Below are 16,839 nucleotides of genomic sequence, written 5' to 3' on the forward strand. Positions count from 1 at the left end.
CACTCCTTAGCTTTGCGCGGCTTTTCGAGGGATAAATTCGTTTGCCACCGCTTCTCCCTGCAGCTGAAGCTGCTGTGGCTGCGGTATTTCCGGGATGGCCACATCCAGATGCGGGAATAACAGCTCGCCCACTTTGTAGGCCCCCTCCAGGTGCGGATAACCGGAGAGAATAAAGCTGTCGATACCGAGGTCGGCGTATTCATTAATCCGCGCTGCCACGGTCGGGCCGTCCCCGACCAGCGCCGTGCCCGCACCGCCACGCACCAGGCCAACGCCTGCCCACAGGTTCGGGCTGATCTCCAGCTTCTCGCGCTTGCCGTTGTGCAGGGATGCCATTCGGTGCTGTCCGACGGAGTCGGTTTTGGCAAACGCGGCCTGCGCCTTTGCGATGGTCTCATCGTCCAGATGGGATATCAGACGGTCTGCCGCCCGCCAGGCCTCTTCAGTGGTTTCGCGAACAATCACGTGCAGACGAATACCGAAGCGCACCTTGCGGCCATGGGCGTCCGCTTTTGCGCGCACCTGGGCAATTTTCTCTTTTACCAGCTCAGGCGGTTCGCCCCAGGTCAGATACAGATCGACCTGCTCGGCAGCCAGATCCTGGGCTACATCCGACGACCCGCCGAAATAGAGCGGCGGGCGTGGGCGTTGTACCGGCGGGAAGTAGAGTTTCGCGTCACGAACGTGGATATGCTTGCCTTCGAAGGTGACGGTTTCACCTTCAAGCAGGCGTCGCCAGACGCGGGTGAACTCGGCAGAAGCCTCATAGCGCTCGGTGTGGTCGAGGAACACGCCATCGCCTGCCAGTTCCTGCGGATCGCTGCCCGTCACCAGGTTAAACAGGGCACGACCGTTGGAGAGTCTGTCCAGCGTTGCCGCCTGACGCGCTGCCACGGTGGGGGAAACCACGCCTGGACGTAACGCAACCAGGAACTTCAGACGCTGGGTGACCGGGATCATCGACGCGGCGACCAGCCAGGCATCTTCACATGAGCGCCCGGTTGGGATCAGCACGCCGGTGAAACCGATGCGGTCCGCCGCCTGTGCAATCTGCTGCAGGTAGCCATGGTCAACCGGGCGGGAACCCTCTTCAGTGCCAAGATAGTGGCCATCTCCGTGGGTGGGTAAAAACCAGAAAAGATTCAGACTCATGATTTAGCTCCTTCTTTGCCTGCGGGTTGCCAGATGCGTTCGCGAATATCGACCTGTTTTGGCACCAGGCGGTTTTGATAGAAGAGGTCAGCGGTTTGTTGCTGTAGCGCGGCGACGTGCGCATCCACGGGTGAAATGGTGGTCGGCGGACGGTGGCTGAGGTAGCTCGCAATCACCGGTTCAGGTAAGCCCATGGTTTTCGCCAGCAGCGCTATGCTTTCCTGACGCTGGCTTTGGGTCAGCGTGTCGGCCTGCGTAAAGGTATCCAGTACGCTCTGAATAAATGCGCCATTCTTTTCCGCGTAAGGACGCGCGGCAAGGTAGAACGAGCCGGTCTGCTTCAGCGTCGTGCCATCCTTCAGCACACGCACGCCTCCTTGCAGTAATGCTGCGGAGTAGTACGGATCCCAGATAGCCCAGGCATCAACATTCTTCTGCTGGAACGCGGCACGAGCGTCGGCTGGAGTCAGGTAAACGGGCTGAATGTCCGTGAATTTCAGCCCGGCCTCCTGTAAAGCGCGCAGCAGCAGGTTGTGTGAACTGGAGCCTTTCTGAAAAGCGACCTTATGACCTTTTAGATCGGCAACGCTTTTAATCTCGCTATTTTCAGGCACCAGAATGACTTCGGCCTTCGGTTTAGGCGGTTCAACGCCGACATAAACGAGGTCCGCCCCCGCAGCCTGGGCGAATATCGGCGGAATATCGCCTGTGCTGCCAAGATCGATACTGCCTACGTTTAAGGCTTCCAGCATTTGAGGACCGGCAGGAAACTCGATCCAGGCAAATTTGGTGTCCGGGAAGCGTTTTTCCAGAAGCTGGTGACTTTTTGCCAGCACCATACTGACGCTGCCTTTCTGATAGCCAATGCGTAAACTGTCCGGCGCTGTTTCTGCGGCCTGAGCCAGCCCGGTCAAGGCCATCAGGCCAGCCAGCCCGAGGCGGGTTAAGGTTTTAAACATGTGCGACTCCTTGAGGCTGGCCAAACGCAGGAGCCTGGATATCCCGGCGATGCAGCGCGTGCCAGAAGGTTTCCAGCGCAGCATCGAGGCGCGTTTGCAGATTCGGCGTAAAGTGCGGCTTGTGTTGATAATCAATGACCTGCGAATCGTCCGCGAAAACCCCATGGAGAATCTCTTGTGCTTTCAGGGCATTCAGGACCGGTTTCAGGGCATAATCCACCGCCAGTAAATGGGCAACCGTTCCGCCCGTTGCCAGCGGCAGCACCACTTTGCCGTCCAGCGCGCGCTCCGGCAGTAGATCGAGCAGGGTTTTCAGCGCGCCAGAAAAAGAGGCTTTATAGATCGGTGTCGCCACGATTAAACCGTCTGCCTCTTTCAGTTGCTCTGTGAGGGTTTTCAGCGCAGGGCTGTCGAAACGGGCGTACAGCAAATCTTCGGGTTCGAAGTTATGCAGATTCCAGTGGCACACTTCCACATCCAGCGCATTGAGCTTTTCACGGGCATATTCCAGCAGGGCGCTGGAACGCGAAGGGAATCGTGGACTTCCGGCCAGGGTAATGACGCGCATACTTCCTCCTTATAACCAATTGTTTGCTTTTATCTAACATTCATAACAATTTTCAGGAGTGTGACACCGCGCGGTTATTCCACTAAATGATTTATCTGCAATTAAAATGCGAAAAAGTGCATAAGAAAGAGACCGGGAGGTAAACGTTTGCGTTTTACGCTGATTTTTTTGCCGCAGGTCAATTCCTTTTCGCAGCGGGATCGCCCATAATCCCCTCCCGGTTTGCACACCGGGAATCCAGGAGAGTTCATGTACTACCCCTTCGTTCGTAAAGCCCTTTTCCAGCTCGACCCTGAGCGCGCTCATGAATTGACATTCCAGCAATTACGTCGCATTACCGGAACGCCTCTGGCGGCTCTGGTGCGCCAGAATGTGCCGGAAAAACCTGTGCAGTGCATGGGTCTGACCTTTAAAAACCCGCTGGGTCTGGCGGCCGGTCTGGACAAAAACGGCGAGTGCATTGATGCCCTGGGCGCAATGGGCTTTGGCTCCATTGAAATCGGTACCGTTACCCCTCGCCCACAGCCGGGAAATGATAAGCCGCGTTTGTTCCGCCTGGTGGAAGCCGAAGGTCTGATCAACCGCATGGGCTTTAATAATCTCGGCGTTGATCACCTGGTCGAGAACGTGAAAAAAGCCCATTTCGATGGGGTGCTGGGCATTAATATCGGTAAAAATAAAGACACGCCGGTTGAGCAAGGTAAAGATGACTATCTGATTTGTATGGAAAAAGTCTACGCCTATGCCGGTTACATCGCGGTGAATATTTCGTCGCCGAATACCCCGGGCCTGCGTTCCTTACAATATGGCGAAGCGCTGGACGATCTTCTCAGCGCCATTAAAAATAAACAAAATGAACTGCAGGCGATCCACCATAAATATGTTCCGGTCGCGGTGAAGATCGCGCCGGATCTTTCGCCTGAAGAATTGATCCAGGTTGCCGACAGTTTAGTTCGCCATAATATTGATGGTGTTATTGCGACCAATACGACGCTCGATCGCTCCCTCGTTCAGGGAATGAAAAACTGTGACGAAGCGGGTGGGTTAAGTGGCCGTCCGGTACAATTAAAAAGCACCGAAATTATTCGTGCTCTGTCTGCAGAATTAAAAGGTCGTTTGCCGATTATTGGTGTCGGCGGTATCGATTCTGTCATTGCTGCGCGCGAGAAGATGGCGGCAGGGGCATCGCTGGTGCAAATCTATTCCGGCTTTATTTTTAAAGGACCGCCGCTGATTAAAGAAATCGTTACGCATATCTAATCTTTTCTCTTAATCAGACAACCAGGGCTTTATTTCCAGCCCTGGTTGTTTTATATTCCGTCATTGTTGCTTATTTAGACATTCTGGTCTTTTATTAATGATGTTATAAACGAAGCGACAATCAGGACATTTTTAGTACAGGACGTTTGGGGACGGGAGAGAAACATGCGAATTAAACCTGATGATAACTGGCGCTGGTATTTTTGCGACGAGCACGATCGTATGATGCTCGATTTAGCCAATGGCATGTTGTTTCGTTCTCGTTTTGCCCGCCGAATGTTAACCCCGGACGCGTTTTCACCCTCGGGCTTTTGCGTTGACGATGCTGCACTTTATTTCTCCTTTGAAGAAAAATGTCGCGATCTGGTGCTCTCTAAAGAGCAGCGTGCCGAGCTGGTATTAAATGCGCTGGTGGCGATTCGTTTCCTGAAACCGCAAATGCCGAAAAGCTGGCATTTCCTGCCGCACGACATGAACTGGACGCCAGCAACGGGTGATGCGGCCAGCGTCAATCTGAGCGATACCGCCGAAGAGGTGAGTTTGTTAGTGGTGGAGCCGGGCGAAAATGCTGCGCTTTGTCTGCTGGCGCAACCCGGCGTGACGATTGCCGGGCGCGTAATGCAGTTAGGGGATGCGATCAAAGTCATGAATGACAGGCTGAAGCCACAGCTGCGTGTCGATTCCTTCAGCCTAGAACAGGCGGTTTAAGCTTCCAGCTGTACGGATGTTTTCGGTACGCAGCTACAGCACAGAATTGTGCCGTCGTTTCCAACTGCCGATTTCTTCAGCGCAGTCACCTCTCCCTCTACCAGCTTGATACGACAGCATCCGCAGATTCCCGCACGACAAGAATACGGTACGCGAATACCGGCCTGTTCCAGTTGCTCCAGCAGCACCTGCTGATTGTTGCCACGAATAATTTTGCCCTGCCAGTGAATATCCACGGCAGAGGCGACGTTCGTCTCAACTTCAACGCTTTCTTCTTCCTGACCGGCGCCGTACACTCTCGCAGGCCCGCGGGCGAGGATTTCGACCTCATCGCCCACGCGGATCACACCGCTGGAGCGGGGGATCAGGTTCTGGCCGAAATCGACATCGCCGTTATCCTGGGCGGTGCGGAACGATTGCAGCGTTTTCAGCGGTTCGCCAGAGGGGTGCTTTTGCCCTTTTTCCGGACTCACGGTGGTAAAGATACAGCGGCTGCACGGCTTGACGACATCAAAGATGACGCTACCAATGCGGATCGTTTTCCAGGTGTCTTCTTCCCACGCATCGGCACCGGTTACCACCAGGTTCGGACGGAACTGCTCCATCTGCACGCTGGCCTTACAGCGGTTTTGTAAATCACGCAGCGACGCCTCGTTGGTCAGCAGGAACGGGAAGCCGTCGGCGAAGGAGAGCGGAACGGCATCGTGGCGCTTCACGCGGCGCGTCAGTTCAGGCCCCACCCAGCGCAGCTGCACGTCGCGGGAGAAGAAACCGCTTAGCCAGCGGTTAATCCCTTCCGGGGCGATGCGCGCGGTAAAATGGTTACCCCAGACTTCCGTTGGCGCGTCGACGGGCGCAAAATCAGCAAAACGAATCACCGTGCTGGAACCGTCCGGCGCGGTCAAATGCAATCCGTCATGAAGCGGGGAAGGGGTAAAGCGAACCATCTGCGGGAACTGGCGCGCGGTGATGAACGTACCGTCAGGCTCGGTGACCATAAAAATACGATCGAAGGCAAATCCGCTCATGTCTGCCAGTGCGTGAGAAACGCCAATGCCGCGCATGGATTTCACCGGATGAATAAAAAGCCTGGATAACGTCGCCACTGCATACTCCCGCAAATGAAAATAAGCCTTCAACTTTATGACATACACGCCATATTAGCTATAATGCGCGACAATTTTCTAAGAGTAAAAGTGACGATATGAATTCTCTGTTTGCCAGTACGGCCCGTGGGCTGGAAGAGCTGTTAAAAACTGAACTGGAAGCCTTGGGTGCTCAAGAGTGCCAGGTAGTTCAGGGTGGTGTCCATTTTGAGGGCGACACGCGGCTTATTTACCAGAGCCTGATGTGGAGCCGTCTGGCGTCGCGCATCATGCTGCCGATGAAGGAGTGCAAGGTCTATAGCGACCTTGACCTCTATACCGGCGTACAGATGATCGACTGGACAGAGATCTTCACCCCAAATGCCACCTTTGCGGTGCATTTCAACGGCGTGAACGATGAGATCCGCAACAGTCAGTACGGTGCGCTGCGCGTGAAAGACGCCATTGTGGACTGCTTCACCCGTAAGAATAAGGAACGCCCTAATGTCGATCGCGAAAATCCGGACCTGCGTATCAACGTCTGGCTGAACGGCGACACGGCGAGCATTTCTCTCGATCTGAGCGGCGCGGGTCTGCATTTACGTGGCTATCGCGATCGCACCGGGATGGCGCCGATCAAAGAAACCCTTGCCGCAGCCATTGTGATGCGCTCCGGCTGGCAGCCGGGCACACCGCTGCTCGATCCGATGTGTGGTTCCGGTACGCTGCTGATTGAAGCCGCAATGCTGGCTACCGACCGTGCGCCAGGGCTGCACCGCGGTCACTGGGGCTTTAAAGGCTGGGCGCAGCATGATGAAGCCCTCTGGAAAGAGGTCAAAGATGACGCGCAGAGCCGTGCGCGTAAAGGCCTGGCAGAGTACACCTCGCATTTCTATGGTTCGGACAGCGACCCGCGCGTGATTGAACGTGCGCGAAGCAACGCCCGTCGAGCGGGTATCGGTGAGCTGGTCACCTTCGACGTGAAAGATGTCGCGAACCTGACCAACCCGCTGCCGAAAGGCCCGTACGGTACCGTCATCAGTAACCCGCCATACGGTGAGCGTCTGGACAGCGAACCGGCGCTGATCGCCCTGCACAGCCTGCTGGGCCGCAATATGAAAGACTATTTTGGCGGCTGGAATCTGTCTCTGTTCAGCGCATCGCCGGAGCTGTTGAGCTGTCTGCAACTGCGCGCCGATCGCCAGTTTAAAGCAAAAAACGGTCCGCTGGACTGTGTGCAGAAAAACTACCATCTGGCAGAAAAAGCGGCGGACAGTAAGCCAACCGGCGTGGCGGAAGATTACGCCAACCGTCTGCGCAAGAACCTGAAGAAATTCGAGAAGTGGGCGAAGCAGGAAGGGATTGAATGTTACCGCCTGTACGATGCCGATCTGCCGGAGTACAACGTGGCGGTTGATCGCTACGCCGACTGGGTCGTCATTCAGGAATATGCTCCGCCAAAAACCATTGATGCACAAAAAGCGCGTCAGCGTATGCTGGACGTGATTGCGGCCACCATCGCCGTGCTGGGCATTGCGCCGAACAAGCTGGTGCTGAAAACCCGCGAGCGTCAGAAGGGCAAAAACCAGTACCAGAAGATGGGCGAGAAGGGTGACTACATTGAAGTGGGCGAATATAACGCCCGCCTGTGGGTTAACCTGACCGACTATCTCGATACCGGTCTGTTCCTTGACCACCGTATCGCCCGCCGTATGCTCGGCCAGATGAGCAAGGGGAAAGATTTCCTCAACCTGTTCTCCTATACCGGCAGCGCGAGTGTGCATGCCGGCCTCGGCGGCGCGCGCAGCACCACTACCGTGGATATGTCGCGTACCTACCTGGAGTGGGCCGAGCGTAACCTGCGTCTGAACGGTTTAACCGGGCGCCAGCATCGCCTGATGCAGGCCGACGTGCTGGGCTGGCTGCGTGACACCGATGAACAGTTCGACCTGATCTTTATCGATCCGCCGACCTTCTCCAATTCTAAGCGCATGGAGGATAGCTTTGACGTTCAACGCGACCACCTGCGCCTGATGACCGACCTGAAGCGCCTGTTGCGTAAAGGCGGCACCATTATGTTCTCGAACAACAAACGCGGCTTCCGTATGGATCACGACGGTTTAGCAGCCCTGGGACTGAAAGCACAAGAAATTAGCCAAAAAACGCTGTCTCAGGACTTCGCCCGTAACCGTCAAATCCATAACTGCTGGTTGATTACCGCGGTCTGAAAGGAATAATAAATGTCTTTAATTAGTATGCACGGCGCGTGGCTCTCTTTCAGTGACTCACCGCTTCTCGATAATGCAGAGCTGCATATCGAAGATAACGAACGCGTCTGTCTGGTGGGCCGTAACGGCGCGGGTAAATCCACGCTGATGAAAATCCTCAACCGCGAGCAGGGGCTGGATGACGGCCGCATCGTGTACGAGCAGGATCTGATTGTCTCCCGCCTCCAGCAGGACCCGCCGCGCCATGTCACCGGCAGCGTGTACGACTTCGTGGCGGAGGGGATCTCTGAGCAGGCGGAATACCTGAAGCGCTATCACGAGATTTCGCATCTGGTCATGACCGACCCGAGCGACAAGAATCTCAATGAGCTCGCAAAAGTGCAGGAGATGCTCGATCACCACGGCCTGTGGCAGCTTGAAAACCGCATTAATGAAGTGCTGGCACAGCTTGGTCTGGAAGCGGATATGGAGCTGTCTGCGCTCTCCGGCGGCTGGCTGCGTAAAGCGGCCCTGGGCCGCGCGCTGGTCAGCGGGCCGAAAGTGCTGCTGCTGGACGAACCGACGAACCACCTGGATATCGAAGCCATTGACTGGCTGGAAGGGTTCCTGAAAACCTTCAGCGGCACCATCATCTTTATCTCGCACGACCGTTCGTTTATTCGCAATATGGCGACCCGTATTGTCGATCTCGACCGCGGTAAGCTGGTCACTTATCCTGGCGATTACGATACCTATCTGCTGGAGAAAGAAGAAAACCTGCGCGTGGAAGAGCTGCAGAATGCTGAGTTTGACCGCAAACTGGCGCAGGAAGAGGTCTGGATCCGCCAGGGCATCAAAGCCCGCCGTACCCGTAACGAAGGCCGTGTGCGTGCCCTGAAAGCGATGCGCCGCGAGCGCAGCGAACGCCGCGAAGTGATGGGCAGCGCCAAAATGCAGGTTGAAGAGGCATCCCGCTCCGGCAAGATTGTCTTCGAAATGGAAAACGTTAACTATCAGGTTGACGGCAAAGTGCTGGTAAAAGATTTCTCTGCTCAGGTCCAGCGCGGCGACAAAATTGCGCTGATTGGCCCCAACGGCTGCGGCAAAACCACATTACTGAAGCTGATGCTGAGCCAGTTGCAGGCTGACAGCGGCCGTATTCACTGCGGCACCAAACTTGAAGTCGCCTACTTCGACCAGCACCGCGCGGAGCTGGATCCGGACCGCACGGTAATGGATAACCTCGCTGAAGGTAAGCAGGAGGTCATGGTAAACGGTAAGCCGCGCCATGTGCTGGGCTACCTGCAGGACTTCCTGTTCCATCCGAAACGTGCGATGACGCCGGTTCGCGCCCTGTCCGGCGGGGAACGTAACCGCCTGTTGCTGGCACGTCTGTTCCTGAAGCCAAGCAACCTGCTGATCCTCGATGAACCGACGAACGATCTGGATGTCGAAACGCTGGAATTGCTGGAAGAGCTGATCGACGGGTACCAGGGAACCGTGATGCTAGTCAGCCACGATCGTCAGTTCGTTGATAATACCGTGACCGAGTGCTGGATCTTCGAAGGGGAAGGGCGAATTGGGCAGTATGTGGGCGGGTACCACGATGCAAAAGGGCAGCAGTCACAGTCTCTGGCGCAAAAACAGTCAAAGTCCAAAACAAGTGCTGAACCTGCTGTAACAAAAGCAGAAACAGTCAAGAAAAGCTCGGCTAAACTAAGCTATAACCTGCAGCGCGAACTGGAGGGGCTTCCTCAGCGTCTGGAAGAGCTGGAGGCGGCGCTTGAAGATCTTCAGGCACAGGTTGCTGATGCCTCATTCTTTACCCAGTCGCATGACTATACTCAGAAAGTATTGGCTGAACTGTCCGCGGCTGAAAAAGCCCTGGAAGAAGCATTTGAGCGCTGGGAGTACCTTGAGTCTCTGAAGAACGGCGCATAAACAGGGATAACATATGTGTGACCAGCACCATGCCGACAGGCATATTTTATGCTCGCAATGCGATATGCTCGTGGCGTTGCCAGAGCTGGGTCACGGACATAAAGCCCTGTGTCCACGTTGCGGCGCAACGCTGACGACCGAGTGGGACGCGCCAAGGCAGCGTCCCACTGCTTACGCACTGGCGGCATTATTTATGCTGCTGCTCTCCAATCTCTTCCCCTTCATCTATATGAAGGTGGGGGGGATGACAAGCCAGGTGGATCTGCTTGAAATCCCGGGCGTGATGTTCTCGGAAGATTACGCCAGCCTCGGCACCTTTTTTCTGCTGTTTGTCCAGATAGTCCCGGCGTTTTGCCTGGTGGTCATTCTTCTGCTGGTCAACCGCGTCAGGATGCCGACATCACTGAAAATCCGGCTCGCGCGTGTCCTTTTCCAGCTCAAAAGCTGGGGGATGGCTGAGATCTTTCTGGCCGGGATACTGGTCAGTTTCGTGAAGCTGATGGCGTATGGCGATGTCGGGATTGGCAGTAGCTTTGTGCCCTGGTGCCTGTATTGCGTCCTGCAGCTGCGCGCCTTCCAGTGCGTGGACAGGCGCTGGGCGTGGGACGATATCGCCCCGGCACCGACGCTTGCACAGACGGTGAAGGTCGGTGTGCCGGGTATCCGCCAGGGGCTGCGTTCCTGTCCGTGCTGTACCGCCGTGCTGCCCGCCGATCTCGACGTGTGTCCGCGCTGCGAAACGAAAGGCCACGTCCGTCGCAAGAATAGCCTGCAGTGGACAATGGCGCTGCTGGTGACATCCGTCATGCTGTATCTGCCCGCCAATATTCTGCCGATTATGATCACCGACTTGCTCGGCGACAAAATGCCCTCGACGATCCTCGCGGGGGTGATCCTGCTCTGGGGCGAAGGATCCTATCCGGTCGCCGGCGTGATTTTCATCGCCAGTATTATGGTACCCACCTTAAAAATGATCGCCATTGCCTGGCTCTGTTGGGATGCAAAAGGTCACGGAAAGCGCGACAGCGAACGCATGCATCTGATTTATGAGGTGGTCGAGTTTGTTGGTCGCTGGTCAATGATCGACGTGTTTGTAATTGCCGTTCTCTCTGCGCTGGTGCGGATGGGCGGTTTGATGAGTATTTATCCCGCGATGGGGGCTTTAATGTTTGCGCTGGTCGTGATTATGACCATGTTTGCGGCCATGACCTTCGACCCTCGTTTATCGTGGGATCGTGAGCCTGAATCAAGCCATGAGGAAGAGTAAGAGCATGGAAAATAAGAGTGGAGAGGCGAAAGTGCAGAAGGTCAAAAACTGGTCACCGGTGTGGATTTTCCCCATCGTGACGGCGCTGATCGGTGCCTGGATCCTGTTTTATCATTATAGCCATCAGGGACCGGAAGTGACGCTGATTACCACCAATGCCGAGGGGATTGAGGGCGGTAAAACGACCATCAAAAGCCGCAGCGTGGATGTGGGCGTGGTGGAAAGCGCAACCCTGACCGACGATTTAACCCATGTGGAGATCAAGGCGCGCCTGAATGCCGGCATGGAAAAACTGCTGCATGGCGATTCTGTTTTCTGGGTGGTTAAACCGCAGGTGGGGCGCGAAGGGATCAGCGGCTTAGGGACGTTGCTGTCAGGTGCCTATATTGAACTCCAGCCGGGTACAAAAGGTAACCAGCCGGGGCAATATCAGCTTCTGGATTCACCGCCGCTTGCTCCGCCGGATGCAAAAGGTATTCGCGTGATTTTAGACAGTAAAAAAGCGGGCCAGCTCACGGCGGGCGATCCGGTGCTGTTCCGCGGTTATCGTGTGGGTTCGGTTGAGAAAAGCACGTTTGACCCACAGAAAAGGTCCATCAGCTATCAGCTGTTCATCAATGCACCTAACGATCGTCTGGTCACCAGCAATGTCCGTTTCTGGAAAGACAGCGGCATCGCGGTCGATCTGACCTCGGCAGGCATGCGTGTTGAAATGGGCTCCCTGACAACGCTGTTTGGCGGTGGCGTAAGTTTTGACGTGCCGGAAGGTCTGGATCTGGGGCAGCCGGTTGCGGAGAACACCGCTTTCCGCCTGTTTGACGATCAAAAAAGCATTCAGGATGCGCTCTACACCGATCACGTTGACTTCCTGATGTTCTTTAAAGACTCCGTTCGTGGCCTGCAGCCGGGAGCGCCGGTTGAGTTCCGCGGCATTCGTCTCGGTACGGTTGGGCAAGTACCGTTCTTTGTGCCTGGTCTGCAGCAGGTCCTGGATGATGATTACCGCATTCCGGTGCTGATTCGTATCGAACCAGAACGTCTGATCAACCAGATTGGCGAGAACCAGGATATTGCCACGCATATCTCTCAACTGATGGAACGTGGTCTGCGCGGGTCGTTGAAGACCGGCAACCTGGTGACCGGCGCGCTGTATGTGGATATGGATTTCTATCAGAAAGCACCGCCGATTACCGGCATTCGTGAATTCGGTGGCTATAAAATCATCCCAACCGTGAGTAGCGGACTGGCTCAGATCCAGCAGCGTCTGATGGAAACGCTGGATAAGATTAACAATCTGCCGCTGAACCCAATGATTGAAGCCGCGACAGGTTCGTTACATCAGAGCCAGGCGACGATGCAACGCCTGCAAACCACGCTGGATAACATCAATAAGCTCACTGCAAGCCAGAGCATGCAGCAGTTGCCGCAGGATATGCAGAAAACGCTGCGCGAGCTGAACCGCAGTATGCAGGGCTTCCAGCCAGGCTCGGCGGCGTACAACAAGATGGTGGCAGATATGCAGCGTCTTGATCAGGTCTTGCGCGAACTGCAGCCGGTTCTGAAAACGCTCAACGAGAAGAGCAACGCGCTGGTGTTTGAAGCGAAAGATAAAAAGGATCCTGAGCCGAAGAGGGCGAAACAATGAAAAAATGGCTAGCGATTGTAGGAGCGATGGTACTCACGGCCTGTAGCTCAGGCAGTGAAACGAAAAGCTACTATCAGCTACCGCTGATGGCGCAGGCAGGTACCCAGAGTACCGCTTCGCAAGGCAACCGTCTGCTGTGGGTTGAGCAAGTTGCCGTGCCGGACTACCTGGCCGGCAACGGGGTGGTCTACCAGACCAGCGATGTACAGTACACCATCGCCAACAATAACCTGTGGGCCAGCCCGCTGGATCAGCAATTGCGCAATACGCTGGTGGCAAATCTGAGCAGCCAGCTTCCGGGCTGGGTTGTCGCTTCCCAGCCACTGGGTAGCGATCAGGATACGCTGAACGTCACGGTAACGGGCTTCCATGGTCGGTATGACGGTGCCGTTATCATCAGCGGAGAGTGGCTGCTGAATCATCAGGGACAGCTGATTAAACGTCCTTTCCATCTGGAACTGAAGCAGCAGAAAGATGGCTATGATGAAATGGTGAAAGTCCTTGCTCAGGGTTGGGCGCAGGAGTCAGCCAGTATCGCCAGGGAGATTTCCCGGCTGCCATAAGTAAAATTCATCATCAAAAACCGCAGTTAGCCTGTCGCTGATTGCGGTTTTTTTTCGTTTTGGCTTCAGGTTGTTACTTGTGCCGGGTCACACTTTTTGTACAAATGATCTTCTGGCTAGCTCACAAATATGACACCCGTATGAATTTTGAACATTGACGCTGCAATGAATTCGGGGTATTCGTTATCTGTGCCTGTACATTTAGTGCAGACACTGTTTTCTTTCCACCAGACAAAAGAATGAGGGAAACGAGGCATGAAGAGACAGAAACGAGATCGCCTGGAACGGGCTCATCAACGTGGTTATCAGGCCGGCATCGCTGGACGTTCTAAAGAAATGTGTCCTTATCAGACGATAAATCAAAGGTCACAATGGCTTGGAGGCTGGCGAGAAGCCATCGGCGACAGGGCACTCATTGCCTGATAACGTCTCTTTAAAGAAAGAAACCTCCGCACTGCGGAGGTTTCGCCTTTCAGGGAGGGCTTAACGCAAAATCAGAATGCGGAAGTGTCCTGGAACAGGCCAACTTTCAGGTCGTTCGCGGTATAGATCAGACGACCATCTACCAGCACTTCGCCATCCGCCAGGCCCATAATCAGGCGACGGTTAACAATGCGCTTGAAGTGAATACGATAGGTCACTTTCTTCGCTGTAGGCAGAACCTGGCCGGTGAATTTCACTTCGCCCACGCCCAGTGCGCGGCCTTTGCCTTCACCACCCAGCCAGCCCAGATAGAAGCCAACCAGCTGCCACATGGCATCCAGGCCCAGGCAGCCAGGCATTACCGGATCGCCAATGAAGTGGCAACCGAAGAACCACAGGTCCGGGTTGATATCGAGTTCTGCTTCTACGTAACCCTTATCGAAGTTGCCGCCGGTTTCGGTCATTTTCACGACACGGTCCATCATCAGCATGTTCGGGGCCGGTAACTGTGGGCCTTTCGCGCCAAACAGTTCACCGCGACCAGAGGCAAGAAGATCTTCTTTTGTATAGGATTCGCGTTTATCTACCATGTTCTCAGTAAGCCTTATTTTAGTGAAGGACGCAGGATAGCTAACACGTGTACGCTGAACAAGTCCGATCAGTTTGAATTAAACCAGCCCAGCCAGCGTAACGGCCATGGATAACGGTGGCGAGCATCCTGCTGTGTCGCCTGAGCAATTCGCTCCTGGATGGTCTGCATCAGGGTCGTCTGCCCCTCGCCATCCCATACCAGGTTTGTCAGTAAGGGTAGTGCATCCTCAATCCCTTCGATGGCCCAGATGGCGAATTGTTCCTGCTCAACCGCGTCCAGAATAGCCTGGCTAAGGCTTAAATGGCGTACATTGGGTGCTGGAATAATCACACCCTGTTTGCCGTTTAAACCACGCTGCTGACAGATAGAGAAGAAGCCTTCAATTTTTTCGTTCAGACCGCCAACAGGCTGAGCACGACCGAACTGATCGACCGAACCGGTGATCGCGAGGTTCTGGTTGATCGGCACGTCTGCCAGGGCGCTGATCAAGGCGCAGAGCTCCGCCATAGAGGCGCTATCGCCATCCACTTCGCTATAGGATTGTTCAAACGTCAGCGAGGCGGAGAAGGGGATTTGCTGCTCAAGCTGCAGCTCAGACATCAAAAACGCCTGCATGATCATCATGCCTTTGGCGTGAATGTTGCCGCCCAGCTCGGCTTTGCGTTCAATATCGGTGAACTCGCCATCGCCAACATGCACAACACAACTGATGCGTGAGGGTTCCCCGAACGCGCGCGGGTGGCCAGGGAATTCAATCACGGAAAGGGCGTTAATCTGGCCGACGCGTTCACCTTCGGTCTCGACCAGAATTTGTTCCAGCAGAATTTCATCCTGCATACGGTCAGCAAGATAGCCTTCGCGCCACTCACGCTGCGCCAGCATCTGCGTGAGCTGTTCGCCAGTAAACGCACCTTTACCGCTGATCACACCCACTTCACGCAGTTGCTTGCCTATCCAGAGTGGACTGAGCGGCAGGGTTTCCTGGTCACCGGTATAACGAACCGCTTCGCGGATCAAACCCGGCCACGCGTCAGCGGCAGGCATTGGCAATGCAAAGCGTTCCGCAACGGCCAGCACCCACTGACACCACTGCGCCATGTCATCAGCATCGGCTACCTGGATGTTGTCTTCGTATTCGCTGTAAACCGCCAGCTCAGCCAGTTCCGGCTCCATTTCCTGGAAGTCAGCCAGCGATTCACGATCGCCCGTCAGCACTACGGTCAGCGACAGCGGCATTGACGGCACGGAGACCGGCAGAGGGCGAGACTCATCGTAACCGACCCAGTCAAAGCGTTGCTGGGTCACAATCGTTTTCAGGCGCATCCACAGCAGCGGCTGCGAGAGCAGGGTGCGCAGAGAGATGATCAGCACGCCGCCGTTTGCGCGATGTACCAGACCCGGTTGCAGTGAAAGCTCACCATTGAACTGACGCAGACAGCCAAAGAGTTGTTCAGCCTCGACCCAGTTAGCGGTAATGACTTCACCTGTCGCTGCAAAACGGTCATCGGCCTGGTCCGCAGGTTCGAAGGCGATCTTATCTCCCGCGATACGATACTGGCCGCCAAAGACCGCGTTCGCTTCCGGGCGCAACTGGCGCATAGCGTCCCCGAGAAGCGTCAGATATTCCGCCTCTTCGGGGGCTTTCAGCAGCATGAAGGGCGATGTCGCCCATGGGCTTAACGCCTGCTCCAGCGCATAATGCAAACGGGGTTGCGTATCGCTAAGGATGAATGGATGTTCTGTTGCGAGTTCGGGCTGTGAAAACAGGTCCTGATAGCTCTCGGTATCCGGAACAAGGTCACGCCATGCAAGTTTCGTAATCGTCAAAGTTGATGTTTTTTAGTCAGATGTAAAAGCGTGGAGTATACCGTAAGCGGGGGGATCTACCCAAGCAGGATTGGGTATTTCGACAGCGGGAATGGCTGCATTGACTCACAGGATATGATTTCTTTTCAGCAGATTGCCAAAAAACTGATATTCTGAACAGAGTTACGTGGTAACACTGAGATCGCAATGAAATATCAACAACTGGAAAATCTCGAAAGCGGCTGGAAATGGAAGTACCTGGTCAAAAAGCACCGTGAAGGGGAGCTGATCACCTGCTACATCGAAGCCAGCGCTGCACAAGAAGCCGTGGATATTTTGCTGACCCTCGAGAATGAACCGGTACAGGTTAACGGCTGGATTGAGAAACACATCAATCCCGCGTTGTTAAACCGGATGAAGCAAACGATCCGCGCGCGACGCAAACGGCATTTTAATGCTGAGCATCAGCACACGCGTAAAAAATCAATCGATCTGGAGTTCGTGGTCTGGCAGCGTCTGGCTGGGCTGGCGCAACGGCGTGGTAAAACGCTGTCGGAAACCATCGTGCAGTTGATTGAGGATGCCGAACATAAAGAGAAGTATGCTAACCAAATGTCGTCGCTAAAAAACGACCTTCAGGCGTTGCTGGGCAAAAAGTAGATT

15 protein-coding genes are annotated in these 16,839 nt (G+C 55.0%); 9 read left to right on the forward strand and 6 right to left on the reverse strand.

The window, feature by feature from the left end:
- Positions 1-6 precede the first annotated feature (6 nt).
- Genes ssuD through ssuE form a run of 3 tightly spaced genes read right to left on the reverse strand, consistent with a single transcriptional unit; the run spans position 7 to position 2,679 of the window.
- Positions 7-1,152, reverse strand: a complete 1,146-nt coding sequence (gene ssuD, locus AAER43_RS07630; protein ID WP_050862061.1) for an FMNH2-dependent alkanesulfonate monooxygenase — start codon at positions 1,150-1,152, stop codon at positions 7-9.
- Entirely contained in the window at positions 1,149-2,111 is a 963-nt protein-coding gene (locus tag AAER43_RS07635; RefSeq protein ID WP_014883240.1) for a sulfonate ABC transporter substrate-binding protein, read from the reverse strand. Before AAER43_RS07635 ends, ssuD begins: the two co-directional genes overlap by 4 nt.
- Positions 2,104-2,679, reverse strand: coding sequence for an NADPH-dependent FMN reductase (ssuE, locus tag AAER43_RS07640; RefSeq protein WP_014883241.1), 576 nt, complete (start codon positions 2,677-2,679; stop codon positions 2,104-2,106). Before ssuE ends, AAER43_RS07635 begins: the two co-directional genes overlap by 8 nt.
- A gap of 249 nt (positions 2,680-2,928) precedes the next feature.
- On the opposite strand from ssuE, the gene pyrD reads away from it, so the two are divergent.
- Complete coding sequence (pyrD, locus tag AAER43_RS07645; protein WP_014883242.1) at positions 2,929-3,939, forward strand: quinone-dependent dihydroorotate dehydrogenase; 1,011 nt, start codon at positions 2,929-2,931, stop codon at positions 3,937-3,939.
- Positions 3,940-4,104: 165 nt separating this feature from the next.
- Complete coding sequence (zapC, locus tag AAER43_RS07650; RefSeq protein WP_050862060.1) at positions 4,105-4,647, forward strand: cell division protein ZapC; 543 nt, start codon at positions 4,105-4,107, stop codon at positions 4,645-4,647.
- On the opposite strand, the gene AAER43_RS07655 is transcribed toward zapC, so the two are convergent.
- Positions 4,644-5,753, reverse strand: coding sequence for a YcbX family protein (locus tag AAER43_RS07655; protein WP_050862059.1), 1,110 nt, complete (start codon positions 5,751-5,753; stop codon positions 4,644-4,646). The two genes, zapC and AAER43_RS07655, sit on opposite strands and share 4 nt — an antisense overlap.
- 98 nt (positions 5,754-5,851) lie before the next feature.
- On the opposite strand from AAER43_RS07655, the gene rlmKL reads away from it, so the two are divergent.
- The 6 genes from rlmKL (at position 5,852) to rmf (ending at position 13,778) form a co-directional block, all read left to right on the forward strand.
- Positions 5,852-7,960 (forward strand): bifunctional 23S rRNA (guanine(2069)-N(7))-methyltransferase RlmK/23S rRNA (guanine(2445)-N(2))-methyltransferase RlmL, encoded by a 2,109-nt coding sequence (gene rlmKL / locus AAER43_RS07660; protein ID WP_023332608.1) that lies wholly within the window; start codon positions 5,852-5,854, stop codon positions 7,958-7,960.
- Positions 7,961-7,972: 12 nt separating this feature from the next.
- Complete coding sequence (locus tag AAER43_RS07665; protein ID WP_014883246.1) at positions 7,973-9,880, forward strand: ABC transporter ATP-binding protein; 1,908 nt, start codon at positions 7,973-7,975, stop codon at positions 9,878-9,880.
- Between the two features lie 13 nt (positions 9,881-9,893).
- A complete protein-coding gene (gene pqiA / locus AAER43_RS07670; RefSeq protein WP_014883247.1) occupies positions 9,894-11,147 on the forward strand; it encodes a membrane integrity-associated transporter subunit PqiA in 1,254 nt (417 codons plus the stop codon).
- Between the two features lie 4 nt (positions 11,148-11,151).
- The gene (gene pqiB / locus AAER43_RS07675; RefSeq protein ID WP_014883248.1) at positions 11,152-12,792 is read left to right on the forward strand and encodes an intermembrane transport protein PqiB; all 1,641 of its coding nucleotides are present in this window, start codon (positions 11,152-11,154) and stop codon (positions 12,790-12,792) included.
- Positions 12,789-13,355: a membrane integrity-associated transporter subunit PqiC gene (gene pqiC, locus AAER43_RS07680; protein ID WP_014883249.1), complete on the forward strand. Its 567-nt coding sequence runs from the start codon at positions 12,789-12,791 to the stop codon at positions 13,353-13,355. The genes pqiB and pqiC overlap by 4 nt, the downstream gene beginning before the upstream one ends.
- A gap of 255 nt (positions 13,356-13,610) precedes the next feature.
- Complete coding sequence (gene rmf / locus AAER43_RS07685; RefSeq protein WP_013097261.1) at positions 13,611-13,778, forward strand: ribosome modulation factor; 168 nt, start codon at positions 13,611-13,613, stop codon at positions 13,776-13,778.
- Between the two features lie 71 nt (positions 13,779-13,849).
- Here the strand turns inward: rmf and fabA are convergent, their stop codons facing one another.
- A complete protein-coding gene (gene fabA, locus AAER43_RS07690) occupies positions 13,850-14,368 on the reverse strand; it encodes a bifunctional 3-hydroxydecanoyl-ACP dehydratase/trans-2-decenoyl-ACP isomerase (RefSeq protein ID WP_000227926.1) in 519 nt (172 codons plus the stop codon).
- A gap of 68 nt (positions 14,369-14,436) precedes the next feature.
- On the reverse strand, positions 14,437-16,197 hold the full coding sequence (locus AAER43_RS07695) for a Lon protease family protein (RefSeq protein WP_014883250.1): 1,761 nt from the start codon (positions 16,195-16,197) through the stop codon (positions 14,437-14,439).
- Positions 16,198-16,383: 186 nt separating this feature from the next.
- Between AAER43_RS07695 and matP the strand changes: the two genes are divergently transcribed.
- The gene (matP, locus tag AAER43_RS07700) at positions 16,384-16,836 is read left to right on the forward strand and encodes a macrodomain Ter protein MatP (protein WP_023332611.1); all 453 of its coding nucleotides are present in this window, start codon (positions 16,384-16,386) and stop codon (positions 16,834-16,836) included.
- Positions 16,837-16,839: the final 3 nt, after the last annotated feature.

It is taken from the genome of Enterobacter sp. FUJ80071, from assembly GCF_038739915.1.
GTDB lineage: Bacteria > Pseudomonadota > Gammaproteobacteria > Enterobacterales > Enterobacteriaceae > Enterobacter > Enterobacter kobei.